Raw genomic sequence first — 25300 nt, 5'->3', positions numbered from 1 at the left:
TTGCGGACGATGGAATTCATCATAAATTACATAAACGGCCTGATAAGGCTAAGGTTCATATCAGTAAGCCTAATACACATTTATGGAGGACATTATGAAGAAAAGTATTCAGGTAGTTATCGTTTTTGTTTTATCTATTGTGTTGCTGGTACCAACAACAGCTGCCCACTCAGGTAGAACAGATGCGAATGGAGGACATAATTGCTCTGCAAAATCTAAGAGCAAAGGACTATGTACTGGCTATCATTATCATTCAGGTTCCAGTTCTACAAAAAGTTCAACTTCAAGTGGTACAAGCTCATCGAGCAATAGTTCTACTAAGAAAAACAATGGTGGATCAAGTACATCCAAGACTTCTACTGTCAAAAAAGAAGAGTATATAAAATCGACGGTCAAGTTATATGTTAATGATGTACTAGTCAAATTAGATAATGATATCTTAGTAAAAGATAATAGTAATTATTTCCCCGTTAGAGATGTTGTAAAGGCAATAGGAGCAACACTCGAAATTGATAATGCTGCAAAAGTTATCAAACTTACAAAAGATAAGAAGAGTGCTACTTTATCATTATCAAGTAAAAATGTGATTTCTAAAAATAATACTACGTATGCACCAATTCGAGATATCGTTGGCGATTTGGGAGCTACAATAACATTTGACAAAGATAATAACAGAATTTATGTTAGTATAACATCATAAGATAAAGCCGAAAGAATCGGGTTTCAAGCTATTGCTTGAGACCCTTTTTGTCGTTTCCAATAACTGTATATTATTATATAATGGAGGTATGTTCAATGATTTATGTAACATAACAAGATGAACAGTGGTTAATTGTTTCGTTTGGATATGATGTTGCAATTATTCAATGAGTTAAAGAGATTCATGGAAGAAAATATGATCCAGTAAAGAAAGATTGGATGATTCCGTATACCTGCTCAGCTGTTAATCAACTAGTATCCCTGTTTCATGAGAAAAACATAATCGTTGAGACTCAATTAAAGGATGAATGCAATCTTTTTGCCTACTGTCGAGCACATACAAGAAAAAAGGTTCAGCTAGAACAATTTCTCGGTTCAAAAGTCAGTGTAAATTATAGTGCAAATAAGCAAGACACCTTAAAGTTTAACCACAATACTGACATCACTTCACAAACCGCTTCAACAAATAGCTATTCATCAGCAGCCCTTTCCAAGGTTATGAACAAAAGACATTTCCCTATATCTAAATTTGAAAGTCAGAAAAGATCGTTATACTTTATTATCTGCGACAGCATGGCAAGCTATAGAACAATATAAAGCGAATAACAAGTTAACAAATTGGCTATTTCCAGGTTAGCAGAACAAAGGACATATTACAGAGCGAACCGTACAGAAAGTGTTTGAACAAGTATTGGCAAAAACAAAAATGAATAAAGAAGTAAGTCTGCACACCTTACGACATTCATTTGCAACACATTTACTAGAAGGGGGAATGGACATACGCTTCATACAAGAATTACTCGGACACCATCATATCAGTACTACTCAAAAGTACACACACGTCACAAACATTAATACTCGCAACATAACGAGCCCACTCGATATGTAAAGGCTAAAAATGTTTCTCTCATAAGCAGACATTAGATAAAGAACAGCAAAGTGAACACAGTTCACTAATAGACCGAAAGAAACACTACCCACTATATCAGCAAAAGACACTATGACCGAAATACGTAAATAATGTGTTATATGAAACCAGTGCAGGAAATATTAGTCGAAATCTTATTAGAAAGGAGTTAATGAATGATAATTACTCATTTATTAGATATCTCTTTAGCAGACGGAGAAATAATTAAAATAGAACATATGAATGAAAATGTAAAAATAACCTATAAAACATGGAACGATCAAATACTCTTAATTCAATTTACTGACTACATAAGAATGATTGATAACAGATCAATTGGTAATGACATTGAACATTTAAAGACAGATAACAATGAAGATTTTAGAACAGAATTCACTGATTCTATAAACGATGATTTAGTAACTGAGGAAGAAATAAAAGACAGTAAGAAGTACTCCTTTATAAGTTCGTGGGGAACTAATTCATTGTTAACGATATATGCTAAGGAGATACAAGTCTCAAAAAAACAATGAGTATTATAGATGGTCAATGAAGGCACTGGCATCATATAACACATTATTCACGCTGCGGCTACGCCTTGGTCAGTAGAGGAAATTCAGGATGTGATCGCTATCTGACAACTTCCTGCGGAAGTTCGTGAATACAATAACGTTATAGGAAAGATAGGAGCTATTCATGGAGGAATAAAATGAATAAAAAACAAAGTTTGATAGTATTCATTGTTTCAATAATACCAACTGTTATTTTTATTAATTTAATGATTTATTATTTTCCTATGACAGGATTAGGTCGTATTCTAAGCGTTCCAATGACATTGATAATTAATTCTATTATTATTATGTTTTTTATTTATGCTATGAATTTTAGACTTAAGAATATGAAGCGAAAGTTTTCAATAAATATATTGATATGGTTGATATTCATAATAATAACGTTAGTAGTTGTTATATCTATGCATCCTCAAGAAGGAGGACCGAGTACATGGGTAATGATAATTGAAAGATTTAAAGAAAAGTAATTCAAAGTTTAATGTTGTAATAAATAATCACAGCTTGTAATAACTGAGAGATATAAATCATTTATTATTTAGTTATTAACAAATATAGAATTAAAACAATGATCCTTCACATAACACAGTATTCACGCGGCGACTACGCCTTGGTCAGCAGAGGAAATTCAGGATGCAATTGCTGTCTGACAACTTCCTGCGGAAGTTCGTGAATACCTGAACGTTATATTAAAGGAATGCAATCAATTATTCGAGGTGAAAATACTGATATCTTACTATATTAATGAAATTAATATTACTTTTTCAATAAATGAGTTCCCACCTCTTTATGATGATTATAAAAAAGTAGCAATTCTTTTCGAAGAGATTGATTATGATGAAGAATATGATTACTTTTTAATTTGTTATATTACTAGCAATTCTGATAGTTCCACTCATATTTTGCTTAATATGAAATTTTCACTTTATTCATCTGGATTTGTTCCTGGTTTTCTAGTAGCACCAGAAACAAACTTATTATTTATTGGAGCAGGTGAGCGCTTAATTATTTATGATTTTGAGAATTCAACAAGAATTGGAATTGATAAAGCAGATTTTGGGTTTTTGGGATGGAGAAGGAGTAGGGATGTAATAATTATGAGTGCCGAACTAGAACTTGCATGTTGGAATATTAATGGCAGAAAACTATGGTCAACATTCGTAGAACCCCCTTATGAATATGAAATAAAAGATAATAATTTAACCCTTACTATAATGGGAAGTAAACAAGAATTCAATATATACAAAGGACCTGAATAAAGCTTTGTGTGAGTAATTCCAAGAAGGCTTTCCCATCATATTGCACAGTATTCACCGCGGCGGAACCGCCTTGGTCACTTTGATGCTTTTGGCAGTAGTAGCATATTCAGTGACAACTTCCTGTGGAAGTTCGTGAATATCTCAACGTTATCTGAAATCGAGGCAAATCGAAAGGACATTTTAATGAAAAAATTATTAATATTATTAGTAGTATTTCTGTTAAGTACAGCATGTACAAAACAGGAAAAAAACACTGAGAATGAAGTAGCTTATCGTTATTTAGGTGAATTTGTTAGTTTAGTAGATCAACGAAAAGAACAGTTCGGTAAAGAGATGAAAATAAACTACACTTTACAATTGAAAAACTTTAGTCCTAAAGAAACAGTATTCAATCTATATCATAATCAATTCGAACACGGAAGTGAGGAGGCATACAAACACGTAGAAATCACTAAGAGAACAAAAGTATATGAGCTAGATGATAATGAAAGAAAGGAAGTTTCAATAATTAATATTGAGAATTCGAACCGATTAGAAATTTGGATAAAACCTTATCATTTATCAGACTATCATATAGAAGTATTAGAAATATACATTATAGAGTAATGTATCAAGTATTACAGGGATCCCTCGACTTTAGATAACACAGTATTCATGCGGCGGCTGCACCTTGGTCATTTTGATGTTTTTGGCAGAAGTAGTAGATTCATGTGACAACTTTGCATGCGCAAGGTTCGTGAATACAAGAACGTTAGGTGAAATCACTGCAAGTACATAAACATATTAATGGAGGTAGTTAAATGAAGAATTTAGCAAAAGAAATTTATGATATTTCACATCTGACTGGCGAGTTCCTTTTAAGATCGGGTAAAGTCTCAAATGAATATTTTGATAAGTACTTATTCGAATCTAAACCTCAATTATTATCCAAGATTGCAGAGGAGCTTGAAAAGTTAATACCTAAAGGAACTGAAATACTCGCGGGACTTGAGCTTGGTGGTGTGCCAGTAGCAACGGCACTTTCTTTGAAATCAAATATCCCAGTAGCCTTTGTAAGAAAAAAGGCTAAGGCATATGGCACATATAAATTGGCTGAAGGAATTGATGTAAAGGGCAAGAAAGTTTGCATTATTGAAGATGTTGTGACGACTGGTGGACAAGTCATTTTAAGTGCAAAGGACCTGAGAGAAGCAGGAGCAATCGTAACCGATGTAATCATCGTAATAGAAAGAAATATAGAAGGTAGAAAGAAATTACAAGAAGAAGGACTCAAATTACATTCATTATTTAAGATGGAAGAACTGATTGAGGCAGCAGCTCAAGAAGGCAGTCACATCACCTAACACAGTATTCAAGCTACGACCGCGTCTTGGTCACGGTAATGCTTTTGGCAGAGTAGTAGATTCATGTGACAACTTGCTGCGCAAGTTCGTGAATACCTGAACGTTATATGCAATTGGGCAATTAGTAATATGAAACCCATTCAAAATCGATTGCTCAAGAAATCTTTTATGATTATTCATTTTTGTTTTAGTTTAATATCAGGACTTAAATCTATTTACGAGAAGTTATAATAAACAATACGGGGGGAATCATGAAAAACACAATAGGAATAATTTTTATTTGTATCTCAGCATTTTTATATGGAATTTGGTATTTATCTGCAGCTATCTATGGATCAGGAATGAGTTCTTGGAGTAGAGACTTGTTTAAATCTATGCTCGAATATGTTGGTCCAGGTCCTCTTATCTTAAGTTGTATATCTCTTATTACAGGATTAGTGATTTTATTATATTCCAACTTAAAGAATCGTATAAAGATTGAATCACAACTTATTAAAGAAAATTGGAAAAATGATGAAAACTGGTTATAGAAATATATAAATAAAAAAACATACAACATAATAATGACTTAAAGCATATCTAAGATATATCAAGGATGGCCTCAACAGCATATAACACAGTATTCACACATCGGCTACGCCTTGGTCACTTTGATGCTATTGGCAGAAGAAGCTGATTCAGTGACAACTTCCTGCGGAAGTTCTTGAATACATGAACGTTAGATGAAATGGCTGCAAGATCTATTAAAACCAAACTTAACGGAGGCTAATCATGGGGATGGAATGGTATGACATGATCGCTAAACGAAATGGCGGATATAAGAATAATGCAATATCGACAACAATTGGAGTTTCAAGTGAGCAAGTATTTGAAGAAAATTTAATCACAATGTTTTCTGAATATAGTACAGTTTTAGATGCTGGTTGTGGACACGGTGAATTTACATTAAAGATGTCGAAGTATGCTAATTCAATAATTGGTTTTGATAATTCGATTGAACTCATTACAATTGCAAATGAATTGTTATCAGAATCTAAAGTTTCTAATGTAAACTTTATTCATACGACAACCAAGACAGAACTTCCTTTTCAGGACAATCAATTTGATTTGATATATAACCGAAGAGGCCCTACATCCATTATTGAACACAGTAAAGTGCTTCGTTCGGGTGGAATAATATATGGAATACATGTAAGTGTTGATAAAGTCATTCAAAAATTAGATGTTAATGGATTTGTTGATATAGAAATTCATGAATACAATAGTGCAGTATCTTATTATCCGAATGAAGAAGAATACGCTAAATTTCTAACTTGTATCCCAGGAAATCCGGATTATACTCTGCCGGAAAATAAGAATCAATTAATGCAAAAAGTGAGTGAAAACATGATAGATAATAAAATTGGTATAAGAGAACAAAAATACATATGGAAGGCTGTTAAAGCCTAATCTCTAAGTATATCAAGAAAGGCTGCAACTTCCTCTAACACAGTATTTACGCGGCTGCTACGCCTTGGTCAGCAGAGGAATTTCAGGATGTTATCGCTTTCTGACAACTTGCTGCGCAAGTTCATGAATACCTGAACGTTATATGAAATTATCGTAGGATTTTAATTCGGGAGGCATCAATGGAAAATTTTAATCGTGAGTGGCTCATGAAGAAATTTGAGGAAATACAAAATCGAACCTTAAAGGCAATAGAACAACTAAGCGAAGAACAATTAAACTGGTCCCCTGATAAAATAAGTCATAATATTCCGACTTTATTAAGACATATAGAAGGAAATATTAAAGAAAGGATTAGAAAGGGCATTTGTAATGAAGAGATAAATAGAGATCGTGATAAGGAATTCCTAAAGACATTCATGACAAAAATAGCAGCAGAAAAACTAATCAATACCAATATGGAGTATGTAATAGGAATAATAAAGCACTTACCAGATGAGAAGTTCGATGGGAAACAAATAGTCAGAGGGAAAGAACGATCAAATTTGGATATGCTACATCAGTGTGCTACCCATTATTCGGAGCATATGGGACAGATATTGTATATTACAAAACAATGTAAACAGAAAGAATATAAATCAACATCAGTGTAGATAAATCGAAGAAGACGATAACATCCGATAACACAGTATTCACGCAGCGGCTCTGCCTTGGTCACTTTGATGCATCTGACAGAGTAGTAGAATCAGTGACAACTTCCTGCGGAAGTTCGTGAATACCTGAACGTTATCGGAAATCTGTGTAATAATCAATACTCTGGAGTGATGCAATGAGGAAATTAATCAAATCTATATTAGTTGTTGGAATATTTGTAATACTATTTACTATTACTTTCTACTATCCAAAGGAAATTCTTATGGAAGTTGACGGGTTCAAATACAGTCTGGGGATGGATAATATTGAATTTGAACAACAAGGTGGGTTCTAGTCCGCGGAAAGATTTATAAGACTTTTCCCGATAACAGGAGATTTAAGGGAATAATAGATATAGAGGATGTTTATGTTCCAGTTCCTGAAATCTATAGACAATTAGAAGTTGTTTTACGTAAAGACAACAGTGGTTTGATTATTTATCAATATGTTGAGAATGGCGAACCACATCATTACCCACTCGGTACTGTGTACTTTAATAAATCAATTGACAAGCTTACCATAGCACTTTTGGAAATAAAGAATGATAATCTAGGTGGTTGGTCTGCTGTGAATGGTTTGATGGTCACTGCACCAGCCCTAGACAGAACCGAAGCTATAGGTATCTCAAATGAAATAATGTCTAAGTATCTAAATGGGTTTACATTACAATAGACTCTATTATTTTTGAATGTTGTTATTCGAATGGCATACTGTTGAGCTATTTGGTAGGAGAATCTATTAGTGTAATCGAATATTCACACGTATATAACAACAAAACTTCTTTTAAAGTGAGGTGGCACTACCATATGGAATGCTTGGGATGTAGGATTGCAAATGGAATTGAACCAAATCTGAATATTATATTTGAGAACGAACTTATTACTTGTGTACTTGACATTGCTCCGTTTAATGAAGGGCATACGCTAATTCTTCCAAAAAAACACTACTTGGATATCGATGAAATCGAGCAAGATACCACTTACAGCATAATGGACGCCTCTAAAATCATTTCAACTGTCTTAAAATGCTTGTATAAGCCTGATGGTATTAGAATGAGTCAAGACGGTGGGAAATTCAATGATTTGGCACATTATCATATGCATCTCATTCCAAGATACGAAGGCGATGGATTTACCTGGGGTGAACCTTTATATCCAGATGGTGCTGAAAATCGATTACCACAAACTAAGGAAAAAATCATTAAGGTTTTAAGTGAACTACTCTAGTCGGTACTTTGACTAGGGCGGTTTATACTTTCACTGAAAATCAACATTAAGATTTAACATAACCTTACAATAAAATAATGAATTTGAATGTTGTTTCAAGGAAGGCACAGACTTCCTATAACACAGTATTCACGCATCGGTCATACGCCTTGGTCACTCTGAGGCATTTAGCAATGGAGTTAATTCATGTGACAACTACCTAGGGAAGTTCGTGAATACCTGAACGTTATAGTAAATCAAAGCAAGTATAAGGTAGAAATGCTTACTAAATTGCACTAATTTAACGAAGAGGAGGATGTTTAGATGGATTCAGAACTTTTAAATATATTTGACGATGATAGAGTTCCAATTGGTGTGGCAACTCGTGTAGATGTTCATAAATATGGTTATTGGCATGAAACATTTCATTGCTGGTTCATTAACAGAGATGTGAACAACGATTATATCTATTTTCAATTACGAAGTGAACATAAACGGGATTACCCTAATCTCCTAGATATTACAGCCGCAGGTCATTTATTATCAAACGAAACTGTTGAGGATGGAATAAGAGAGGTAAAAGAGGAGACTGGTATTGATGTTAGTTTTCATGATCTAATTCCATTGGGAGTCATGGATTATGTTGTAGCTAATAGTAAAATTATTGACAAAGAATTGGCTCATGTTTATTTACATGAGTACAACGGGTCTATTGATGACTTTCTTCTACAAGAAGAAGAAGTTTCCGGCATATTTATTGCACAATTCTATGATTTTTTTGATTTGTGGATGAACAAAACAAATCAAATTGATATTCATGGGTTCTTCATGGATGGTAATGGAAATAAAATCAAAGTGAAGGAAGTTGCTGGCAGGGCTCAGTTTGTCCCTCATGATGTAACCTTTTATCAATTATTAGTTAATAAAATCAAGGATATTCTAGAAAACAAGGAAAATCTTTTGAGATAAATTGAAAATAGTTAGATGTTTCGAAGAAGGCGTTGACCTCCTATAACACAGTATTCACGCGGCGGCTCCGCCATGTTCACTGTGATGTCTTTGTCAGAGTAGTAGATTCAAGTGACAAATTCCTTCAGAAGTTTGTGAATCTCTGAACGTTAACTGTAACATACGGAATCGTAAAACCATTGGAATAAGCGCTAATATTAGCAGGATATAATTTGTAACAATATTTGATCCTGCATCGTTGTAATAAGAAGATAGAAAATCTAACCTAATTACTATATTAAGTATTTTACTCCTCGCATCATGAGCCGCACAAGTTGGAGATCCAACAAAGAACTTCATTGTTAAAAACAAAAATAACAAACCATATAAACGACAAGTACATCCAAGTTGCAATAACTTAAAGTAAGCGTGGAAACATTTGGCATTTTTAAGTGATGCTAAGAAGTCGAATGCATCAAATAACATAAGATTCACGCGGCGGGCATTCGCCCTTGGTCAGCAGAGGAAATTCAGGATATGAATGCTGGCTGACAACTTGCTGCACAAGTTAGTGAATACCTGAACGTTATATGAAATCACTGCAAAGGAATGAGACTAATTAAATCAATAGATGCGCAAGAGCTTGCTATAGTTGCATGTCAGAATTCGAAACAATATCTAAAACCAGGGATATCTGAAAAAGAATTTGCTGATAAGTGTGAAGAAATAATGCGTTCTTTAGGTGCTGAATCACTATGGTATCCGATGCTTGTAAACTTTAATGAAAATACTATTTTTTGCACTCGCGGAGACCATTTACCTTCAGAAGAAGTATATCTGAAAGTGAATGATATTGTCTTAGTAGATTATAGTCCTATGCTGAATGGAATGTGGGGAGATTACTCAGAAACGATACTTGTAGGAAAAAACGAAGAATTCCAGAAGTTGATTGAAGATGCTAAACAAATTTTTGAATTGACATATGAGTTTTCGAATAAAGTTAATACAGTGGGAGAATTATTTGAATTTTGTACAGAATTAATAGAACACAAAGGATATACATTGTTAGATCCAAATGGAAATATTGGACATACAATAGAAAACTTTTCTAATCATGATAAAAGAATATATATATATCCCGAAAATAATGATCTTTCTCTTAAGGGGAAGAAATGGGCGATTGAGCCTCATATAGGGAAGAATGGGTACGGGGCAAAGTTTGAGAATGTAATAGTATTATAGAATTTTGAAAGTAAAACTAGAAGGCAATAACATCACATTAATCAGTATTCACGCAGCGGCTACGCCTTGGTCAGCAGAAGAGTTTCAAGATGTGATTGCAGTCTGACAACTTGCTGCGCAAGTTCGTGAATACCTAATCGTTATAAGAGCTCCCTGCAAAATCCTAAAATAGAATGAGGTGTCTAATGCAAGATAAACAAACGACTATTAATAGCAAAGCATGGAATACAAAAGCTTATGAAGCATGGACGATTCAATTCGGACATCCTGAAGCACAAGCAGAAAAACTAAAGCTTAATGGGAAACATAAGCTTCGTAGATGGATAAAGTATATTGGTGACCCAAATGGAATGAGAATTATTAATCTTCTTGGATCAGCAGGAAGCAAGGCAATTCCATTAGCGTTGCTTGGTGCAGATGTCACTATTGTTGATATTTCTAAAGAGAACCAAAAATATGCTTCCGAAGTTGCTCGTTATGCTAATGTGAAACTTAATTATATTTTGTCAGATGTTTTAAATATACCAGCTGAGAATAATCTTAGAAATTATGATTTGGTTCTTATGGAATTTGGTGTTTTACATTACTTTTCTAATTTAGAACCTATTTTTGAGTTGGTAAATAACTTACTAAGAAACAATGGTCGACTGATTTTGACGGATTTTCATCCTTTTACAAGCAAAAGTTCTAATTATTTTGATTCAAATCTTGTTGAAGAAAAGATAGCTTTTTCAGATATTCTTTCAGAAGAAGATCGTAAAGACCTACCAAAAGTTCTTTTGAGAAAATGGACGATGGGTGAAATTCTATCTACATTAGCAGAAAAGAACATGATTTTAAGGAAATTAGAAGAGGAGCCGCATCACATTAATAGTGGTGTACCAGCATTTTATACAATTGTAGCTGATAAAATAAATGAACATCAATCTCCTCTAATTCCATAAAACACAGTATTTTTGTGGCTCGAAGAAGGCGGGGACAACTTATAACACAGCATTAACGCATCAATGCATACGCTCCTCGGTCACTATGATAATTTTGGTAGAGTGGTTATATCAGTGACAACGTACGTGATTACCTGAACGTAACAAGCCATTGCCTGAAACTTATGAAAGGAAGTTGAACAATGAAGAAGATTTATCTTGTTAGACATTGCAAAGCAGTTGGTCAACAACCAGAATCTCCTTTAACTGAAGAGGGTAGTAAAGATGCTTCGAGTCTCATAGTAGATTTTTTTATGGGTAAGAGGATTGAAAAGATTATATCAAGTCCTTATTTAAGGGCAATAGATACAATAAAGCCTTATTCAATAATCAGTAATACAGAAATTAAGATAGATGAACGACTAATGGAACGAGTTTTGAGTACATCTAATCTTGAAGATTGGCTAATAAAACTAGAAGAAACCTATGAAGACCTAGAATTAAAGTTTGAAGGCGGTGAATCATCAAGCGAAGCGATAAAAAGAGGTATTCAATTAATAAATGAAATAGTTGAGATGCGTGAAAATAATGTCATCTTAGTAACACATGGAGCATTACTTTCACTAATAATAATGCAGTATAATCAAACATTTGGATTTAAAGATTGGCAAGCTATGAAAAATCCAGAAATCTATTGTTTGGAAGTTGAACAAAATGGAATTAGACTTAATCATTTACTCTAGTTGATCAATGAAGTAGGACAACAGCACATAACACATTATTCAAGCGTCGGCTGCGCCTTGGTCACTTTGATGCTTTTGGCAGTAGTAACAGAATCAGTGACGAACTTGCTGCGCAAGTAAGTGAATACCTCAAAGTTATGCGAGAGGATTGAGAAATGTGTTTTCATAAAATACATCAAATTCAAAATTATCCGGAGGACAAATGATACAAATAATAAATACATTGATAATAGGAATGGTTGTTAGTAGCGTATTAAATAAAAAAGAGAAATATCAAGATAGGATATTACTAAGAATTATTCTAATTGGTTTATGGTGTTTATTGTATTTTCTTGCATATGGAATTTCAACAAATATTATTACTATATTTGGTCCAGGAGCTTTATTAGTTGGATATTCATATTGGGATTATTATAAAAGAAAAGAATCAGAGAAGAATAATTATCGAAGTTAATCCAGAAAAGCATACGCGTTTTACTAGGTGAGGTGAGTTGTTTGGAAAATACAAATGCTAAAGTTTATTTAAGTATTTATGGCGAGAGTTTTCCGATAAAGGAACTTTCCGATATTTTGGAACTAGAACCTACGGAATCATATAAAAAAGGTGATGAAATATTAGTAAAACCAAGTCCTCATTACCATTATGAAGGAAGAAGATTCAGGAAAGAAACGTCTTGGGAATTAGGAACAGATTATGAAGAAACATATGAATTGGAAGAGCAAATAAACAAAGTTTTAATACAATTAAAAAATAAAGAAGAGTTAATTACCAACTTTTGCGAGGAATATAATTTAAAATGTTTATTTATGATTGTGATAAAAATGAATAATGGAGAAACTCCTGTAGTCGGGATAAGCCATGAATTTGTAAAAATGGCATATCAGTTAGGAGCAGAAATTCACTTTGATCTCTATGCAAATCCATATAAATCAGATTTTGAATTGACAAGATAGAAGTAGAGTTAGAACAGGAAGAATCAATCAAATATTTTACTCAACAATATTTTGATGGTGTATTTTGAGATTAGGAGGAACCGGTTTATGAAAATTTTAGTAGCTGGTGCAACTGGAGTTGTTGGTCGTTTGTTACTTCCAAAATTAATACTTGAAGGTCATGAAGTATTTGGATTGACCCAAAACGCTAGTAATAAATCCATTATCGAGAATATAGGAGCAAATGCGTTAATTGCTAATGTCTTTGATCGTGAGGAAATAATATCTGCGTTAGAAGAATCACAACCAGATGTCATAATTCATCAATTAACTTCGTTGAGTAATAGGAACTTTTCAGAGAATACTAAAATTCGCATAGATGGCACGCGTAATTTGGTTGATGCCGCTTTAAATGTTGGCGTTAAACGTATTATTGCTCAGAGCATTTCCTGGGCGTATGAGCCCGGGGAAGAACTAGCATTTGAAGAGGAAGCTCTGCATGTCCTTGCCGAAGAACCTCGAAAAACTACGATTGACGGTATTTTTGAATTGGAGCGAACTGTGACTGAGTTGCCACATCATGTAATTCTACGCTATGGAATGTTCTACGGTCCAGATACTTGGTTCGAGAGTAATGGTTTTATGGCAAAACAACTTTTTCAAAGGCAGTTTCCTGCAAGCGAAGGAATTACTTCGTTCATTCACGTTGAGGATGCCGCTCAAGCAGCAGTTTCAGCATTAAGTTGGCCATCGGGTGCAGTTAATATTGTTGACGATGAGCCGGCAAAAGGTTTGGACTGGGTCCCGGTTTATGCTAAAGAATTAGGTGCACCTACGCCTGAAAATCTTTTGGATAGAAAAGGTTGGGAGCGAGGGGCATCGAACAGAAAAGCTCGTCAGGAATATGGCTGGAAACCGCTTTATCCTACTTGGAGGAATGGCTTTATTGATAGCATTAAACAACTATAAGAATTACGAATTACCTTCGAATGGATACAGATATGTTATGTGCAAAAATGTAATTGGAAATCAATATAGATTTTACAAAGTATACGCAAAAATAACTTCACCTTAGATAAAACTTTACTTCAAATTGAATAAGCAAAGTTTAATTCCAAAAAAGAATGCAATAGTAACATGAAAACTTTGATAGTGTCGTAGTTTTCCGAGAATTGATATATCAGATGAAGTTGCGGTAACGTCTTGATCAGCAGAGGAAATTCAAAGAGGTCATCTAAGTCTGACAACTTCACATGGAAGTTCATGAATACCTGAATGTTAACAAGAATCAGTGCAATTATTAATAAACAATATCGTTAAACTTGGAGGTCGGTATATTATGAATAGTCCAATAGCAAATAGAGTTGATACTATCTTTGTGCATGTAACGGATTTAGAGAAATCAGTTGAATGGTATAGTAACCTTTTGGGCTTGGAAGTTAAAGGCGAAGTTCAAGGACCCATTTATACATTTGAAATGGGTGAAGGGCGACCGGGTTTAACTCTTGATGATCATTGTTTTGATGACAATTATGTATTCGTTCCACAGAATCAGCCATTATTCAACTTGAACACCGAAGATATAGATGCTGCATATCAATTTGTAAATCAACGGGGTATAGAAATTGTACAAGAGATTCAAAGCTTTCCAGACTTATCAGAATTCACTTTTAAGGATCCGGATGGAAATATTATTATGATTTGTACATGTTTTAATGTTAAGGAATAAACAAGTTTTCAAGCAATAATTAAGAAAATAATTCATTTTAAAATAGTAAGTAATGTTGGATCTTTCGAAGAAGGAATTGTTATCCAATAACATAAGATTCACACGGTGGCTTCGCCTTGGTGACTGATGCGTTTAATAGAGTAGAAATATCAAGAATTCTATATACTTGTCTGAGGATTAACTATCATTGTTAGTTAAGGATAAATCTACTGCAAGGGAGATTATAGAATGAAATGTGAGAAATGTGATTCAATTAATGTTATTGAAGGTAAGCTTACGACTGGTTTTGCAGGTGTAGTATTTACAACGATAACCTCATTCAAAAAAATGCCATTCACTAAAAATTATTCCCTTATACTGGCGAATGCATGTAAAGACTGTGGGCATATTTTTTCTTTAAAATTAGTTACACCTGATAGTGTGAACCAAAACAAATAGGAAATATATTGAAATCTCTCTCAATATATTTCCTATTTGCTGGTACTGTTTGAAGGTACGTACAGCCGGATGATAACTTGAATTCAAATTCGATATTAACTAAGGAGTATTAAAATTTATGCATAAAATAGATATCGATTTATTGCCACAATCATTAAAAGAAAAATCACTGTCTTCAACTGAGGTTGTCTTAAGGTGTGAAGACATTTTAACGGCAATCGATTTAATAATTGCACAACAAAGAGCAACGATAGGTTGGGAAATATGGTTTTTATACCCACAAGGTCAGATAAGCGGCATAATAGAAATTGATGGAGAGTCAGAACTATACACAACTGTTGATGTAATGAAAAGGAAGATGTTTGAATCATGGAAACAGTATGTTAAGAGAACATCTGAAAAAGCAAAAGAAGAGATTATAAGAACAAATTTTGAAGTTAATGAAAAATGCAATAAAAATGGGGTTATTCCTTACTTTTGCATTACTACAATAAATCACTTCTGACTCCTAATGGGCGGAGAAAAGACTTAATCAATAGAATTCATATTCTAGGGGTATCTTGCTCGGGAACTAGCACATTAGCTAAAGCGATGGCGGATAGAGATGGATATCAACATTTTGATATTGATGACTATTATTGGCTACCAGCAGAAGTAGCATTTACGAAAGTTAGAGCGATTGAAGATAGAGTTAATTTACTTCAGAAGAGCCTTCAAAGTCATAGTAAGTGGGTATTATCAGGATCATTATGTGGATGGGGAGATATCTTTATTCCGTATTTTAATTTAGTGATATACATATCGATACCGAAAGACATAAGGATGATAGTGTAGGAAAAGAGACAGAAGTAGGGCGTTACATGAAGAATGATTGTCAGCATTATCATGTAGGGTTGTGAGACTAGAAGGAGACATAAGTGTTGAGGAAAAAATGATAGAAAGCACGGAATGGCAAGGAATACTAGATAAAGGGAAGTCTTCTTTAAGCAATTCTCTTGAGAATAGCTGGTATAGTATAAGTGTTTACTCAAAAGAAAATGAAATAATCGGATTTGGTAGAGTATTATCAGATGGAGAATTACATGCATTAATTTGTGATGTAATTATATTACCAGAGTATCAAAGACATGGAATAGGATCTGAATTGCTACAAAAGTTAATAACGAAATGTAAGAACCATGATATTTAAATGATTCAGTTATTTTCAGCAAAAGATAAGTATAGATTTTATGAAAACCACGGATTTGAAAGACGACCAGATCATTCACCAGGGATGAGATTTAATAAAGTATAAAATAATGCTAGTAGGCCAAACGACTTGGCTTATCACAGCATTCACGCTACGCCTACGCATTGTCATTTGATGACTATTATTGAGTAGTAAGAAAGAGGATGAAAATGGATAAAGGAACAATTATATTTTTGAATGGTATAACAAGTTCAGGTAAAACTTCAATAGTGGAAGCCATGCAATCTTACTCTGAACCCTTTTTTTATGTTGTTGCAAATGATCTTTTTGAAAATACGATTGGTGATAAACATTTGCAGACAGACTATTGGAAGTATTTAAGTGAGGTAATCATTATGATGTATCACACAGCTAAATTATTCTCCGATAGTGGAAAGAATGTTTTAATCGATGGGATGCTTGTTGAAAGGCCTGAGTTAAAGCCACATTATGAAAAAGTCAAAGAAATATTTGAGGGATTTCCATTAGAAATAGTTGAGGTATTTTGTCCATTAGATCTTTGTCGAAAGCGAAATATAGAACGTGGTGACAGAAGAGTAGATCAATCAGATGAGCAATATAAAATAATGTCACAAAACATTAGTTATAGTTGCTCAGTCGATACGAGTTTGAATACACCAGACGAATGTGCAGAAATTATCATCACATCATTATTCAAAAAGAAACATTCTATTCTAATATGGGAGAAATCAGAATTTGATTAGTTTAAGATCTATAGATCAAAGCAATTGGGAAGAATGTATTGATTTGAAACCTAAACAAGAACAACAGAGATTTATTGCATCTAATCTATATTCGATCGCAGAGGCACATTTTTTACCTGACTTTGTAACTAAATCAATTTATTTTGAGGAAATACTTGTCGGTTTCGCAATGTATGGCAAAGCTCCTGAAGACAGTAATTATTGGATTTACAGATTTATGATCGATAACCAATTTCAAGGTCGTGGATATGGCAAGAAAGCAATGAAACTTATTATTAATGATGTAGAAATGAAGGATGATCGAACCGATATTTTAATGCTAGGTTATAACCCGGAAAATGATTCTGCAAAAAAGTTTTATGAGAAGGTAGGATTTCAGGAAGTAGGTTTGGCACCGTGGGGGGAGATTCTAGTGAAGTATAGTTTTACTTAGAATTTCGAAGAAGTCGCCGAAATTCCCTATAAATAAAAAAATAGAGGAGAGCACAATGATTATAGAAGAGATAAATGAAAAAAATCTTGATGAAGTCACTGAATTAGCTATAAAGTTATGGCCAAATAATATTTGGAGTGAACTCAAGAATGAATTTGAAGAATTAATAAAGTCAAATAAAGATATGGTTTATCTAGCAGTTATTGAAAATGAGTATATTGGTTTTATTCATGTATCCTTAAGGATTGACTATGTTGAAGGCTGTAGTTCAAATCCAGTAGGGTATATCGAAGGAATTTATGTAGGCGAAGATTATAGAAATATTGGAATCTCTAGAAAGCTAATTGAGGCAGGAGAAGTATGGTTAAAATCATTAGGTTGTATAGAGATTGCATCGGATACAGGTGTGGAAAATTATGGTAGTCAAGATTTCCACAAGAAAATTGGATTTAAGGAAACAGGGAAAATAGTGACTTTTATTAAAAAGATAGAATGAATAATGGTTTAGGGTAGATTCTAACAATGTTAGCAGAAGTGACATTATTACAATATAGAGGGGGAATCCATAATGAGAATCCAAGATAAAGATTTGTATGTAACCTTTCTGTATAGTAGGAAATTTCATTATGCAATGCCAATATTCTTATTAGTTTTTGCTACATATAGCGGGATCAGAGTTTTTGTTAATTTAAGTAGTTTGTATTATATCTTGTTTGTTATTTGTTCACTACCTATATTAATCATTTCATTGAAGAGCAAGATTACAAAATATAAATTTGAAATAATGAATGAGAAATTGATTATAGGACCATTAACGATTAGCAATAATTCTTTACAGAAATTTCAGAAATTATGAAATGGGCTAAAATAAACAATATCGAAATTGAGAGACATTGTTAATAATAGCAATTAAGTATAGTTTTAACTAGGAAGAGGTCACTACGTATAACACAAAATTCACGAATCGGCTACAACTTGGTCAGCAGAGGAAATTCAAGGAGGAATTTTCTGTGAAAACTTGCATTAGCAAATTCTTGAATCAAGTAAAGTTATCTCGCATTACCTAAGGAGCTAAAGAAATGAAGATCAATTGGAAGCATTGCATAGTGGGTTTATTACTTTTAAGTATTACTGTTTTGTACTTTAAAGAAAGCCAAGAAAATAAAAAGTACGTTAGATATCTCTCACAAGAGATATCCAATAAGCACAATGTGCTTATTGGAAGTGTATTTTCTCTTAAGGATGAAATAGCTTCTTTACTTAACAACCATACCAATTCCATAACGAATAAAATTATAGTGGAAAGACTATATACAATATCGCGCCTTTCACAGGATCTTGATTACTATGTTGGTAATTTTGGTTTAGCCAAAGGAATTCAATTACAAAACAAAACTTCAAGTGTATCAAATGATTTCGCGTGGTATTTTGAACACAATGATATCTCAATGATATCAAACGAAGAAAAAACGAAGTTAATTGAATTAAACGAACTTCTAGATAATTGGATTAATGAAATCTCACATGAATATATAGGGATTACAAGAGAAGATCAAAAAGATATAACAAAATATAATACTAATCCATTTGTTAAGAGTGATAAATGGATTAGAATAATTGTAGAATTAGACAAAGTCTCAAGTGACTTTTCAGCAGCAGGAAAGAAGATTGCGCAGGACCCTGACTGACCTTAAGTCGACGGGAGGTCGTGAATACCTGAACGTTATAGTGAAGGGATATGAAAACATAGTAAAAATAGAAAGGGATATAAATCATGAATTGTTTAGGCTGCAAACTTGCGAATCAATTATTAGAAACAAATGTAGTTTTTGAAGATGATAGTATCACCTGTGTATTAGATATTGACCCACTGAATGAAGGGCACACATTAATCTTACCTAAGAAACATTTTAAAGATCTTGAAGAAATAGACGAGACTACAATTAAATCCATAATAAATGCATCAGTAATAATATCTAATGTACTTAAAGGGATTTACCAACCAGATGGAATATCGATAATACAAAACGGTGGAATATTTAATGACTTAGAACATTATCACATGCATGTATTTCCAAGGTATAAGGATGATGGTTTTGGATGGGTAGAACCGATTAATAAATCAGAGATAAAATTAAACGAAGTAAAAATGAAAATGATAGAGGAGTTAAGGGTTGAAGTTAAGCCGAAGAATTCATCACCTTCATAAAACACGGTATTCACACGGTAGCTCTGGGCCTTAGTCACTTGATGTTTTTAGCATAAGTAGCAGATACATGTGGCAACTTCCTACGGAAATTTGTAAATACAAGAACGTTTTGCGACATAACTGAGAAATGGGGAAGTAATCAAAATGGGAATGTCAAATTACTATAAAAATCTTAGAGAGAAAATTGGAGACGAACTGATTTTCATGCCGTGTGTAGCTGGAATTATTCGAAATGAGAAAGGCAATATTCTCTTTGGAAGAAAACACAACGAACAGAATTGGGGATTAATCGCTGGTGCGATTGAGATTGGAGAAACACCAGCTCAGGCTATGATTAGAGAAGCTTTAGAAGAGACTGGACTGGATATTGAGCCCATACGAATTATCGGTGTATATGGTGGAAAAGAACAAAGATTAACTTATAAGAATGGTCACCAAGTAGAATACGTAACAATAGTATTTGAATGCACTATTAAAGATGGACAATTAGATCCAGATAATGAAGAAATGAAGGAACTGAAGTTTTTTTCTGAAGATCAGATACCACCGATTGCAAACACGTTTCCAGATTACATTTTTAGTTCAAAACAAGAGGAAAGAGCACATTTTGTAAGATGATTCAATTAAGTCTGACATTGAAGTAGTATGGAGTCGAATCGGAGTAAATAAAAGTCAGCTAGAAACTCCCGTAGGATCTGAAGTTATATGGTTAGAATTAGTACCCGAAATAAAATTTATTAGCTTTTCCTTTTTTGAGAGCTTCAAAATAATATATAAACCAATATAACAGATCTCAGAAATCGAATTGATAGAAGTTCATAGAAGTCAGGGACCTCACCTAACACAGACTTAACCTTCGATTCCGCCTTGGTGACTGTGATGCTTTTCGCAGAATACTAGACTCACTGACAACTTGCTACACGAGTTCTTGAATACCTGAAAGTATGAAAAAACCTACCTAACGATTTAGCCGTATTATCGCTCACATCCAGTTCGACGTTGCTACTCTGGAAGACAAGTGATAACACACAAGCAAATTTTGTGAAGAATGGAGACACAATGCCTGTTATTTTTTTGAAACAAAAGATAAAAAAGTTACCAGAAAAACTGATTAAACATGATGTAAAGATTGCTAGCTTTTATGATGAAGGATTTGCAAAGTTTATGAGATCCTATGATATTAATGAAAACATGTTTTGTAGAAGTAGCAGCATCAGTGACACTTCCTACGGAACTTCGTAAATACAAGAACGTTATCTAAATTGATGCAAAATGAAAGGACGATGAAGTGATGAATGCAAAAGTAAAACAGATTGAATGTGTTTATATTCCAATAACTAATCCGTATGAGTCAGCAGAATGGTATCAGAAGAACCTTGGCCTTGAATTAAGAAACCCAGTTACTGAAGATCAAGTTCAATTAAGAGTCGGAGAGCAACAAGCTATATTTTTGATTAAAACCAAGGAGTGTTCTACTCTGAACTTTATTGAAGTAGGTGGAATAGAAATGTCTGTAATTACTCTTGAAGTCACTGACATAGAAGAAATATATAGCAACATGAAAATAAATGGTGTAAGAATTGAAGGGATTAATGAATCAGAAGGTTGTGGGGATTTCTTTAATGTATTTGACCCTGATGGTAATAAGATATCTATATGGGGCGGATGGAAATAATATTTATAAGAGTATTCTAAGAAAACATCATGATCAGATAACACCGACTTCACGCATCGTCGCATATGCTCCTTCGTTACACAAGAAGTATACCTGTAACAATTTTTTTTCAGAATAACTCCTCAGAGACTCCATATCATAAACCATGTCTAATCATATTCTCCGATCAACAATAGATACATCAGTCGATGTTCCAATAGTTAGATGCATCTTATAATACAAGTATTCACACAGCGTCTACCCCTTGGTCACTTAATGCTTTTGGGCTAAAGTAGTAGAATCAGTGATAGGAATAAATAATAATAGTAGGTGAGTTCATTGAAGTATTTATGTTTAACAAAACTTTCAAAATCACATTGTGAATCAGTAATAAAACATAGTGTAGACTTTTATTCCATTTCACTTGATGGGGGAGAATTTGTTGGTTGGATTAACAAGGGGTTCTTTAGTATTTCTGTTACTAGGGGGATGTTAAAGAGTGACTTAGTTCGAAATAAGGTGCTTGGAAAGATTAGTGCAAAAAACGACAAAACTTGTGTTTATTATCGTACATATAGGGGATACACAGATATAGTTTCACTAATGACTATGTTTATTATTTGTTTTATTAGTGTGAGCTTGGCGGATATTTGGACTGGTGTAATTAGTTTTTTATGGAAACTAATTGTATCAACATTGTTTTGTCTTATAATTGCTGCTATTTCATGGATGATATCGCATGCCTCTGAAGATGGTCAAGCAAATGAAGATTTGTTAGTTGAATTTTTACAAAAAGGATTAGAATTAAAGATTGAAAAAAATTAGATCAAGTAGAAGCAGCTCACCAACACAGACGCCCACCTAAGATAAGAGCTATCTAAGGTGGGCGTTTGTCGTGAATAACTGAACGTTATTGAATCAATGCAAGGCTAGAACACAATATTCAAACGCACAATAATTGATTTATTTATTAATCATCTGAAATTTACCTTGAAAGGAAGACAACATATTGAAATGTAGACTTGATTTCTATAATTCAAAATGGGAATCCATCGTAAGAAGTTTTGAGTTGAATGAAAAACAGAAGGATTTTGTATTTGTACCATCAAAAGCTCTTGATTTTTTTGAACTAGATAACAATTGCTTTGCAATAATAATATTTTTAGAGACAGAACCAATCGGTTTTTTCATTTTACATCGTAGTAAAGAAGCCAAGGATTATTCAGACAAAATTCAGAATGTATTTTTAAGATCATTGTCTATCGATCGGAATTATCAATGTCGCGGGTATGCTGGTTCAGCAATGAGGGTCTTGCCCAAATTTATATGTGATAATTTCCCGGAGACTGAAGAGATAATTCTAACAGTACATGAGAAGAACACTCCTGCTAAGAAATTGTATGAGAAATCAGGGTTCGTGTATAACGGTAAAAATATTAAGGGTAGGAAGGGCAATGAATTAGTAATGATCTACTCACTTCTATCTTAAAAGGATTGTAAAATGAACAGTTAATTTAACTATATTTAGAGGAGGTATATTCATGAGCAAAAAATCTTCTAATAGAACAAACATTATAGTCGATAGCGAAGTCGGCACCGCAATTTCGGTAGACCTGGATAAGGACATTATTCATAAAACAAACAGCTTTTATTGGGGTACAAAGGGCAATGACTTCTTAAGAGCAATTGTGCTTCCTTATTATGGAGCATATATATCAGAAGAAAAATACCAGCTTTTTGGTGATGTCTCAGGGAAAAAACTATTGGAAATAGGATGTGGCAACGGTCAATCCTTGCAATATCAAGGGGAACGCAACGCGTCTGAACTTTGGGCTATAGATATATCAGAAAGACAAATCGAAAAGGCATCGCAGCATTTGAAGGCATACGGTCTTTCGGCAAAATTGATCTGTTCTCCCATGGAAAAAGAATGTGGCATCCCGGAGGAATATTTTGATTATGTTTATTCAATTTATGCGATAGGTTGGACAACGGACCTTGAAGGTACTTTTTGCCGGATTGCTGCTTACCTAAAAAAAGACGGTGTATTTATTTTCAGTTGGTCTCACCCCATACACAGATGTGTTACTTCAGACAAAGATAAGTTTACTTTTAAGAAGAGCTATTTCGATGAATGCTGGTATCCGGTAGCCGTTGAAGAAGGCGAGCTTTTATTAGCGGATCGTAATTTATCAACCTATGTAAATGCGTTGGCAAAAGCGGGATTTGTAATTGAACAAATGATTGAGCAGTCTGATGATGAAATTATGCAATCACAGGATGATCACAGTGATCTATCAAAGAGAGCAAAGTTGTTTCCTATAACGTTTGTGATTAAGGCAAGAAAATTATAATCTCTGATGACTAAGCTAAACATAAATAAAGCACTTTGGAATATGTAGGAATACATTGACATCTGATAACGCAGTATTCACACAACGTCTACCCCTTGGTCATTAGGATGCTTTTGGCAAAGGAGTAGTTTCAGTGACAACCTGCAGCTGAAGTTCGTGAATTCTTAAATGTTAATTAAATTACCGGAAGAGGTGCAAAGATGATTTATCGTAGGAAGACGTATTTTGTAGATACATCATTCGTAGAAGAATTTAATTCATTATTTAATGATATTTTGTTACCTGCTCAGTTAAAAAATGGTTCAAGACTAATTGGTCGATGGTGTATGTCGGTAGATGATGATATTAGTGAAATCTTTGCTATGTGGGAATATGATAGTCTTGAACAATATGAAGAGATAGAGAAGAAGATTAAATCAGATGAAGATCATGTAAAACTTGTTCAACTACGTTTTGATCAGATTGGAAGGGATAGAATGAAAGAAGTTCTAAGGAAAAACATTGAACAAAAGTTCCTCACATTAACAGTTGATAGAGAAAAAACAATATTAAATAAAATTATGTAGGTATAACGAAGAGGTCGGTAACATCTCATATACAGGATTCACACGGCGGCTACGCATCGGTCACTATGACGCTTTGGGCAGCGTAGTAATTCAGTGATAACTTGCTACGGATCTTCGTGAGTTCCGAAATGTTATAGGAAATTCCCGGAATTATATTATTTGGAGGTATTCTCAGTGGAAATTATAGATGATAGATACTTAAGTCCCAAATCAGTTATGATTAATTGTTTTATGAATAACCCTAAACCAGACTGGAAAATTGTAATTCTTTGTTTCAGGGACTACATAGGATGTGAAATCCTAACAAATACTTTTAATGCAACGCCAATAAAAGGTTATAAAATATTTTATGGGATTGACGCAAATGAAACAGAAAGACAAGTTTTTGAAGCAGATATTTTCGGACAAAAGATTGGAATTGTTACTAGATTAAGTTGGGGAGGGCCACAAGCAGCAATTCTTGTAGAAGAACTAACACATTTAGGAGTACAGTATATAATTGGTTACGGTGCTGCCGGCTCGATTGATGGGGAAATTAAAAAAGGAGAATTGATAGTAGGGCTTAGATCTCTTAATACTGATGGTATTAGTAATATCTATTTACCAGAAAAAAAAGAATTGCTTTGTAATATCGAGTTGCTTCAAATTGCAAGGGAAGAATCAATTAAACTGCAGTTCAATATTAAAGAAGTAATCGTTGCAAATGTAGATGCATTGTATCGGGAAACGAAAGATTTGATTCGTAAGTATCAGTCAGAAGGAGCCCAGATTATAAACCTTGAAACTTCAGCATTATATGCTTGTGCTGACATATGCAAAGTAAAAAGCATCTGGTTAGGCTTTGTAAGCGATAGTTTAGTGAATGACAAATGGAATAACTGGGATACCGATTCAAAAGAAATGTCATTAAAGGTCTCAAAATTATGTATTAAAACAGTTGAAACAATCGCAAGGGAATTACTAGAAAGTAACAATAAATAAGAATTGAATCTTACAATGATAAGTGGCCAGTTGAACGTAATAGGAAAGTGACAAAATTCGTTTATTAAGGAGA

Annotated in this window: 35 protein-coding genes and 1 pseudogene; all 36 read left to right on the top strand. The window is 33.6% G+C overall.

The features are described from left to right. The first annotated feature begins 94 nt into the window (after positions 1-94). The 36 genes and pseudogenes from NAG76_18680 to NAG76_18505 all read left to right on the top strand — a co-directional run bounded on the left by NAG76_18680 (position 95) and on the right by NAG76_18505 (position 25227). Positions 95-700 carry a copper amine oxidase N-terminal domain-containing protein gene (locus tag NAG76_18680; GenBank protein URN93833.1) on the top strand — a complete coding sequence of 202 codons (606 nt, stop codon included), beginning with the start codon at positions 95-97 and terminating at the stop codon, positions 698-700. A 705-nt stretch (positions 701-1405) separates the two neighbouring features. Further along, positions 1406-1588 (top strand): annotated as a pseudogene (locus NAG76_18675) (tyrosine-type recombinase/integrase). A gap of 194 nt (positions 1589-1782) precedes the next feature. After that, positions 1783-2139, top strand: a complete 357-nt coding sequence (locus NAG76_18670; protein ID URN93832.1) for a hypothetical protein — start codon at positions 1783-1785, stop codon at positions 2137-2139. A 176-nt stretch (positions 2140-2315) separates the two neighbouring features. Further along, positions 2316-2645, top strand: coding sequence for a hypothetical protein (locus tag NAG76_18665; GenBank protein ID URN93831.1), 330 nt, complete (start codon positions 2316-2318; stop codon positions 2643-2645). A 246-nt stretch (positions 2646-2891) separates the two neighbouring features. After that, the gene (locus tag NAG76_18660) at positions 2892-3434 is read left to right on the top strand and encodes a hypothetical protein (GenBank protein URN93830.1); all 543 of its coding nucleotides are present in this window, start codon (positions 2892-2894) and stop codon (positions 3432-3434) included. A gap of 132 nt (positions 3435-3566) precedes the next feature. After that, positions 3567-4040 (top strand): hypothetical protein, encoded by a 474-nt coding sequence (locus NAG76_18655; protein URN93829.1) that lies wholly within the window; start codon positions 3567-3569, stop codon positions 4038-4040. Positions 4041-4234: 194 nt separating this feature from the next. After that, positions 4235-4777 carry an orotate phosphoribosyltransferase gene (gene pyrE / locus NAG76_18650; GenBank protein URN93828.1) on the top strand — a complete coding sequence of 181 codons (543 nt, stop codon included), beginning with the start codon at positions 4235-4237 and terminating at the stop codon, positions 4775-4777. Between the two features lie 251 nt (positions 4778-5028). Continuing rightward, the gene (locus NAG76_18645; protein ID URN93827.1) at positions 5029-5307 is read left to right on the top strand and encodes a hypothetical protein; all 279 of its coding nucleotides are present in this window, start codon (positions 5029-5031) and stop codon (positions 5305-5307) included. Positions 5308-5548: 241 nt separating this feature from the next. After that, complete coding sequence (locus NAG76_18640; GenBank protein ID URN93826.1) at positions 5549-6226, top strand: class I SAM-dependent methyltransferase; 678 nt, start codon at positions 5549-5551, stop codon at positions 6224-6226. 179 nt (positions 6227-6405) lie between these two features. Next, positions 6406-6876 carry a DUF1572 domain-containing protein gene (locus NAG76_18635; GenBank protein ID URN93825.1) on the top strand — a complete coding sequence of 157 codons (471 nt, stop codon included), beginning with the start codon at positions 6406-6408 and terminating at the stop codon, positions 6874-6876. Between the two features lie 176 nt (positions 6877-7052). Beyond that, positions 7053-7211, top strand: coding sequence for a hypothetical protein (locus NAG76_18630; protein ID URN93824.1), 159 nt, complete (start codon positions 7053-7055; stop codon positions 7209-7211). Positions 7212-7722: 511 nt separating this feature from the next. Beyond that, positions 7723-8142, top strand: coding sequence for an HIT family protein (locus tag NAG76_18625; GenBank protein URN93823.1), 420 nt, complete (start codon positions 7723-7725; stop codon positions 8140-8142). A 303-nt stretch (positions 8143-8445) separates the two neighbouring features. After that, positions 8446-9090 (top strand): NUDIX domain-containing protein, encoded by a 645-nt coding sequence (locus tag NAG76_18620; GenBank protein URN93822.1) that lies wholly within the window; start codon positions 8446-8448, stop codon positions 9088-9090. Between the two features lie 588 nt (positions 9091-9678). Then, a complete protein-coding gene (locus NAG76_18615) occupies positions 9679-10311 on the top strand; it encodes an aminopeptidase P family protein (protein ID URN93821.1) in 633 nt (210 codons plus the stop codon). Positions 10312-10496: 185 nt separating this feature from the next. Continuing rightward, positions 10497-11255 carry a methyltransferase domain-containing protein gene (locus tag NAG76_18610; protein ID URN93820.1) on the top strand — a complete coding sequence of 253 codons (759 nt, stop codon included), beginning with the start codon at positions 10497-10499 and terminating at the stop codon, positions 11253-11255. A 182-nt stretch (positions 11256-11437) separates the two neighbouring features. Beyond that, on the top strand, positions 11438-11977 hold the full coding sequence (locus tag NAG76_18605; GenBank protein ID URN93819.1) for a histidine phosphatase family protein: 540 nt from the start codon (positions 11438-11440) through the stop codon (positions 11975-11977). A 202-nt stretch (positions 11978-12179) separates the two neighbouring features. Further along, entirely contained in the window at positions 12180-12431 is a 252-nt protein-coding gene (locus NAG76_18600) for a hypothetical protein (protein URN93818.1), read from the top strand. A 41-nt stretch (positions 12432-12472) separates the two neighbouring features. Then, positions 12473-12931, top strand: coding sequence for a DUF4279 domain-containing protein (locus NAG76_18595; GenBank protein ID URN93817.1), 459 nt, complete (start codon positions 12473-12475; stop codon positions 12929-12931). 87 nt (positions 12932-13018) lie between these two features. Next, a complete protein-coding gene (locus NAG76_18590; protein URN93816.1) occupies positions 13019-13879 on the top strand; it encodes an NAD(P)-dependent oxidoreductase in 861 nt (286 codons plus the stop codon). Between the two features lie 370 nt (positions 13880-14249). After that, complete coding sequence (locus NAG76_18585) at positions 14250-14639, top strand: VOC family protein (protein ID URN93815.1); 390 nt, start codon at positions 14250-14252, stop codon at positions 14637-14639. Positions 14640-14867: 228 nt separating this feature from the next. Further along, positions 14868-15077, top strand: coding sequence for a hypothetical protein (locus NAG76_18580; protein URN93814.1), 210 nt, complete (start codon positions 14868-14870; stop codon positions 15075-15077). A 118-nt stretch (positions 15078-15195) separates the two neighbouring features. Next, the gene (locus NAG76_18575) at positions 15196-15582 is read left to right on the top strand and encodes a hypothetical protein (protein ID URN93813.1); all 387 of its coding nucleotides are present in this window, start codon (positions 15196-15198) and stop codon (positions 15580-15582) included. Next, positions 15555-15911 carry a hypothetical protein gene (locus tag NAG76_18570; GenBank protein URN93812.1) on the top strand — a complete coding sequence of 119 codons (357 nt, stop codon included), beginning with the start codon at positions 15555-15557 and terminating at the stop codon, positions 15909-15911. Before NAG76_18575 ends, NAG76_18570 begins: the two co-directional genes overlap by 28 nt. Before the next feature lie 97 nt (positions 15912-16008). Continuing rightward, entirely contained in the window at positions 16009-16266 is a 258-nt protein-coding gene (locus tag NAG76_18565; protein URN93811.1) for a GNAT family N-acetyltransferase, read from the top strand. 209 nt (positions 16267-16475) lie between these two features. After that, positions 16476-17030 (top strand): chloramphenicol phosphotransferase CPT family protein, encoded by a 555-nt coding sequence (locus NAG76_18560; protein ID URN93810.1) that lies wholly within the window; start codon positions 16476-16478, stop codon positions 17028-17030. Further along, a complete protein-coding gene (locus tag NAG76_18555) occupies positions 17023-17463 on the top strand; it encodes a GNAT family N-acetyltransferase (GenBank protein ID URN93809.1) in 441 nt (146 codons plus the stop codon). The genes NAG76_18560 and NAG76_18555 overlap by 8 nt, the downstream gene beginning before the upstream one ends. Positions 17464-17518: 55 nt before the next feature. After that, on the top strand, positions 17519-17959 hold the full coding sequence (locus tag NAG76_18550) for a GNAT family N-acetyltransferase (protein ID URN93808.1): 441 nt from the start codon (positions 17519-17521) through the stop codon (positions 17957-17959). 583 nt (positions 17960-18542) lie between these two features. Further along, positions 18543-19151: a hypothetical protein gene (locus NAG76_18545; protein URN93807.1), complete on the top strand. Its 609-nt coding sequence runs from the start codon at positions 18543-18545 to the stop codon at positions 19149-19151. 86 nt (positions 19152-19237) lie between these two features. Beyond that, positions 19238-19672 (top strand): HIT family protein, encoded by a 435-nt coding sequence (locus tag NAG76_18540; GenBank protein ID URN93806.1) that lies wholly within the window; start codon positions 19238-19240, stop codon positions 19670-19672. 144 nt (positions 19673-19816) lie between these two features. Continuing rightward, positions 19817-20290 carry an NUDIX domain-containing protein gene (locus tag NAG76_18535; GenBank protein URN93805.1) on the top strand — a complete coding sequence of 158 codons (474 nt, stop codon included), beginning with the start codon at positions 19817-19819 and terminating at the stop codon, positions 20288-20290. Between the two features lie 673 nt (positions 20291-20963). Further along, complete coding sequence (locus NAG76_18530) at positions 20964-21347, top strand: VOC family protein (protein ID URN93804.1); 384 nt, start codon at positions 20964-20966, stop codon at positions 21345-21347. A gap of 318 nt (positions 21348-21665) precedes the next feature. Next, a complete protein-coding gene (locus tag NAG76_18525; GenBank protein ID URN93803.1) occupies positions 21666-22151 on the top strand; it encodes a hypothetical protein in 486 nt (161 codons plus the stop codon). Between the two features lie 184 nt (positions 22152-22335). After that, positions 22336-22815: a GNAT family N-acetyltransferase gene (locus NAG76_18520; GenBank protein ID URN93802.1), complete on the top strand. Its 480-nt coding sequence runs from the start codon at positions 22336-22338 to the stop codon at positions 22813-22815. Between the two features lie 52 nt (positions 22816-22867). Beyond that, positions 22868-23680: a class I SAM-dependent methyltransferase gene (locus NAG76_18515; protein URN93801.1), complete on the top strand. Its 813-nt coding sequence runs from the start codon at positions 22868-22870 to the stop codon at positions 23678-23680. A 200-nt stretch (positions 23681-23880) separates the two neighbouring features. Beyond that, positions 23881-24246: an NIPSNAP family protein gene (locus tag NAG76_18510; protein ID URN93800.1), complete on the top strand. Its 366-nt coding sequence runs from the start codon at positions 23881-23883 to the stop codon at positions 24244-24246. A 174-nt stretch (positions 24247-24420) separates the two neighbouring features. Continuing rightward, complete coding sequence (locus NAG76_18505; protein URN93799.1) at positions 24421-25227, top strand: hypothetical protein; 807 nt, start codon at positions 24421-24423, stop codon at positions 25225-25227. The last annotated feature ends 73 nt before the right edge of the window (positions 25228-25300 follow it).

It is taken from the genome of Candidatus Pristimantibacillus lignocellulolyticus, assembly GCA_023639215.1.
Lineage (GTDB): Bacteria > Bacillota > Bacilli > Paenibacillales > Paenibacillaceae > Pristimantibacillus > Pristimantibacillus lignocellulolyticus.
The sequence above is the reverse complement of the archived record's forward strand: the minus strand, read 5'-3'. Positions and strand labels throughout refer to the sequence as shown.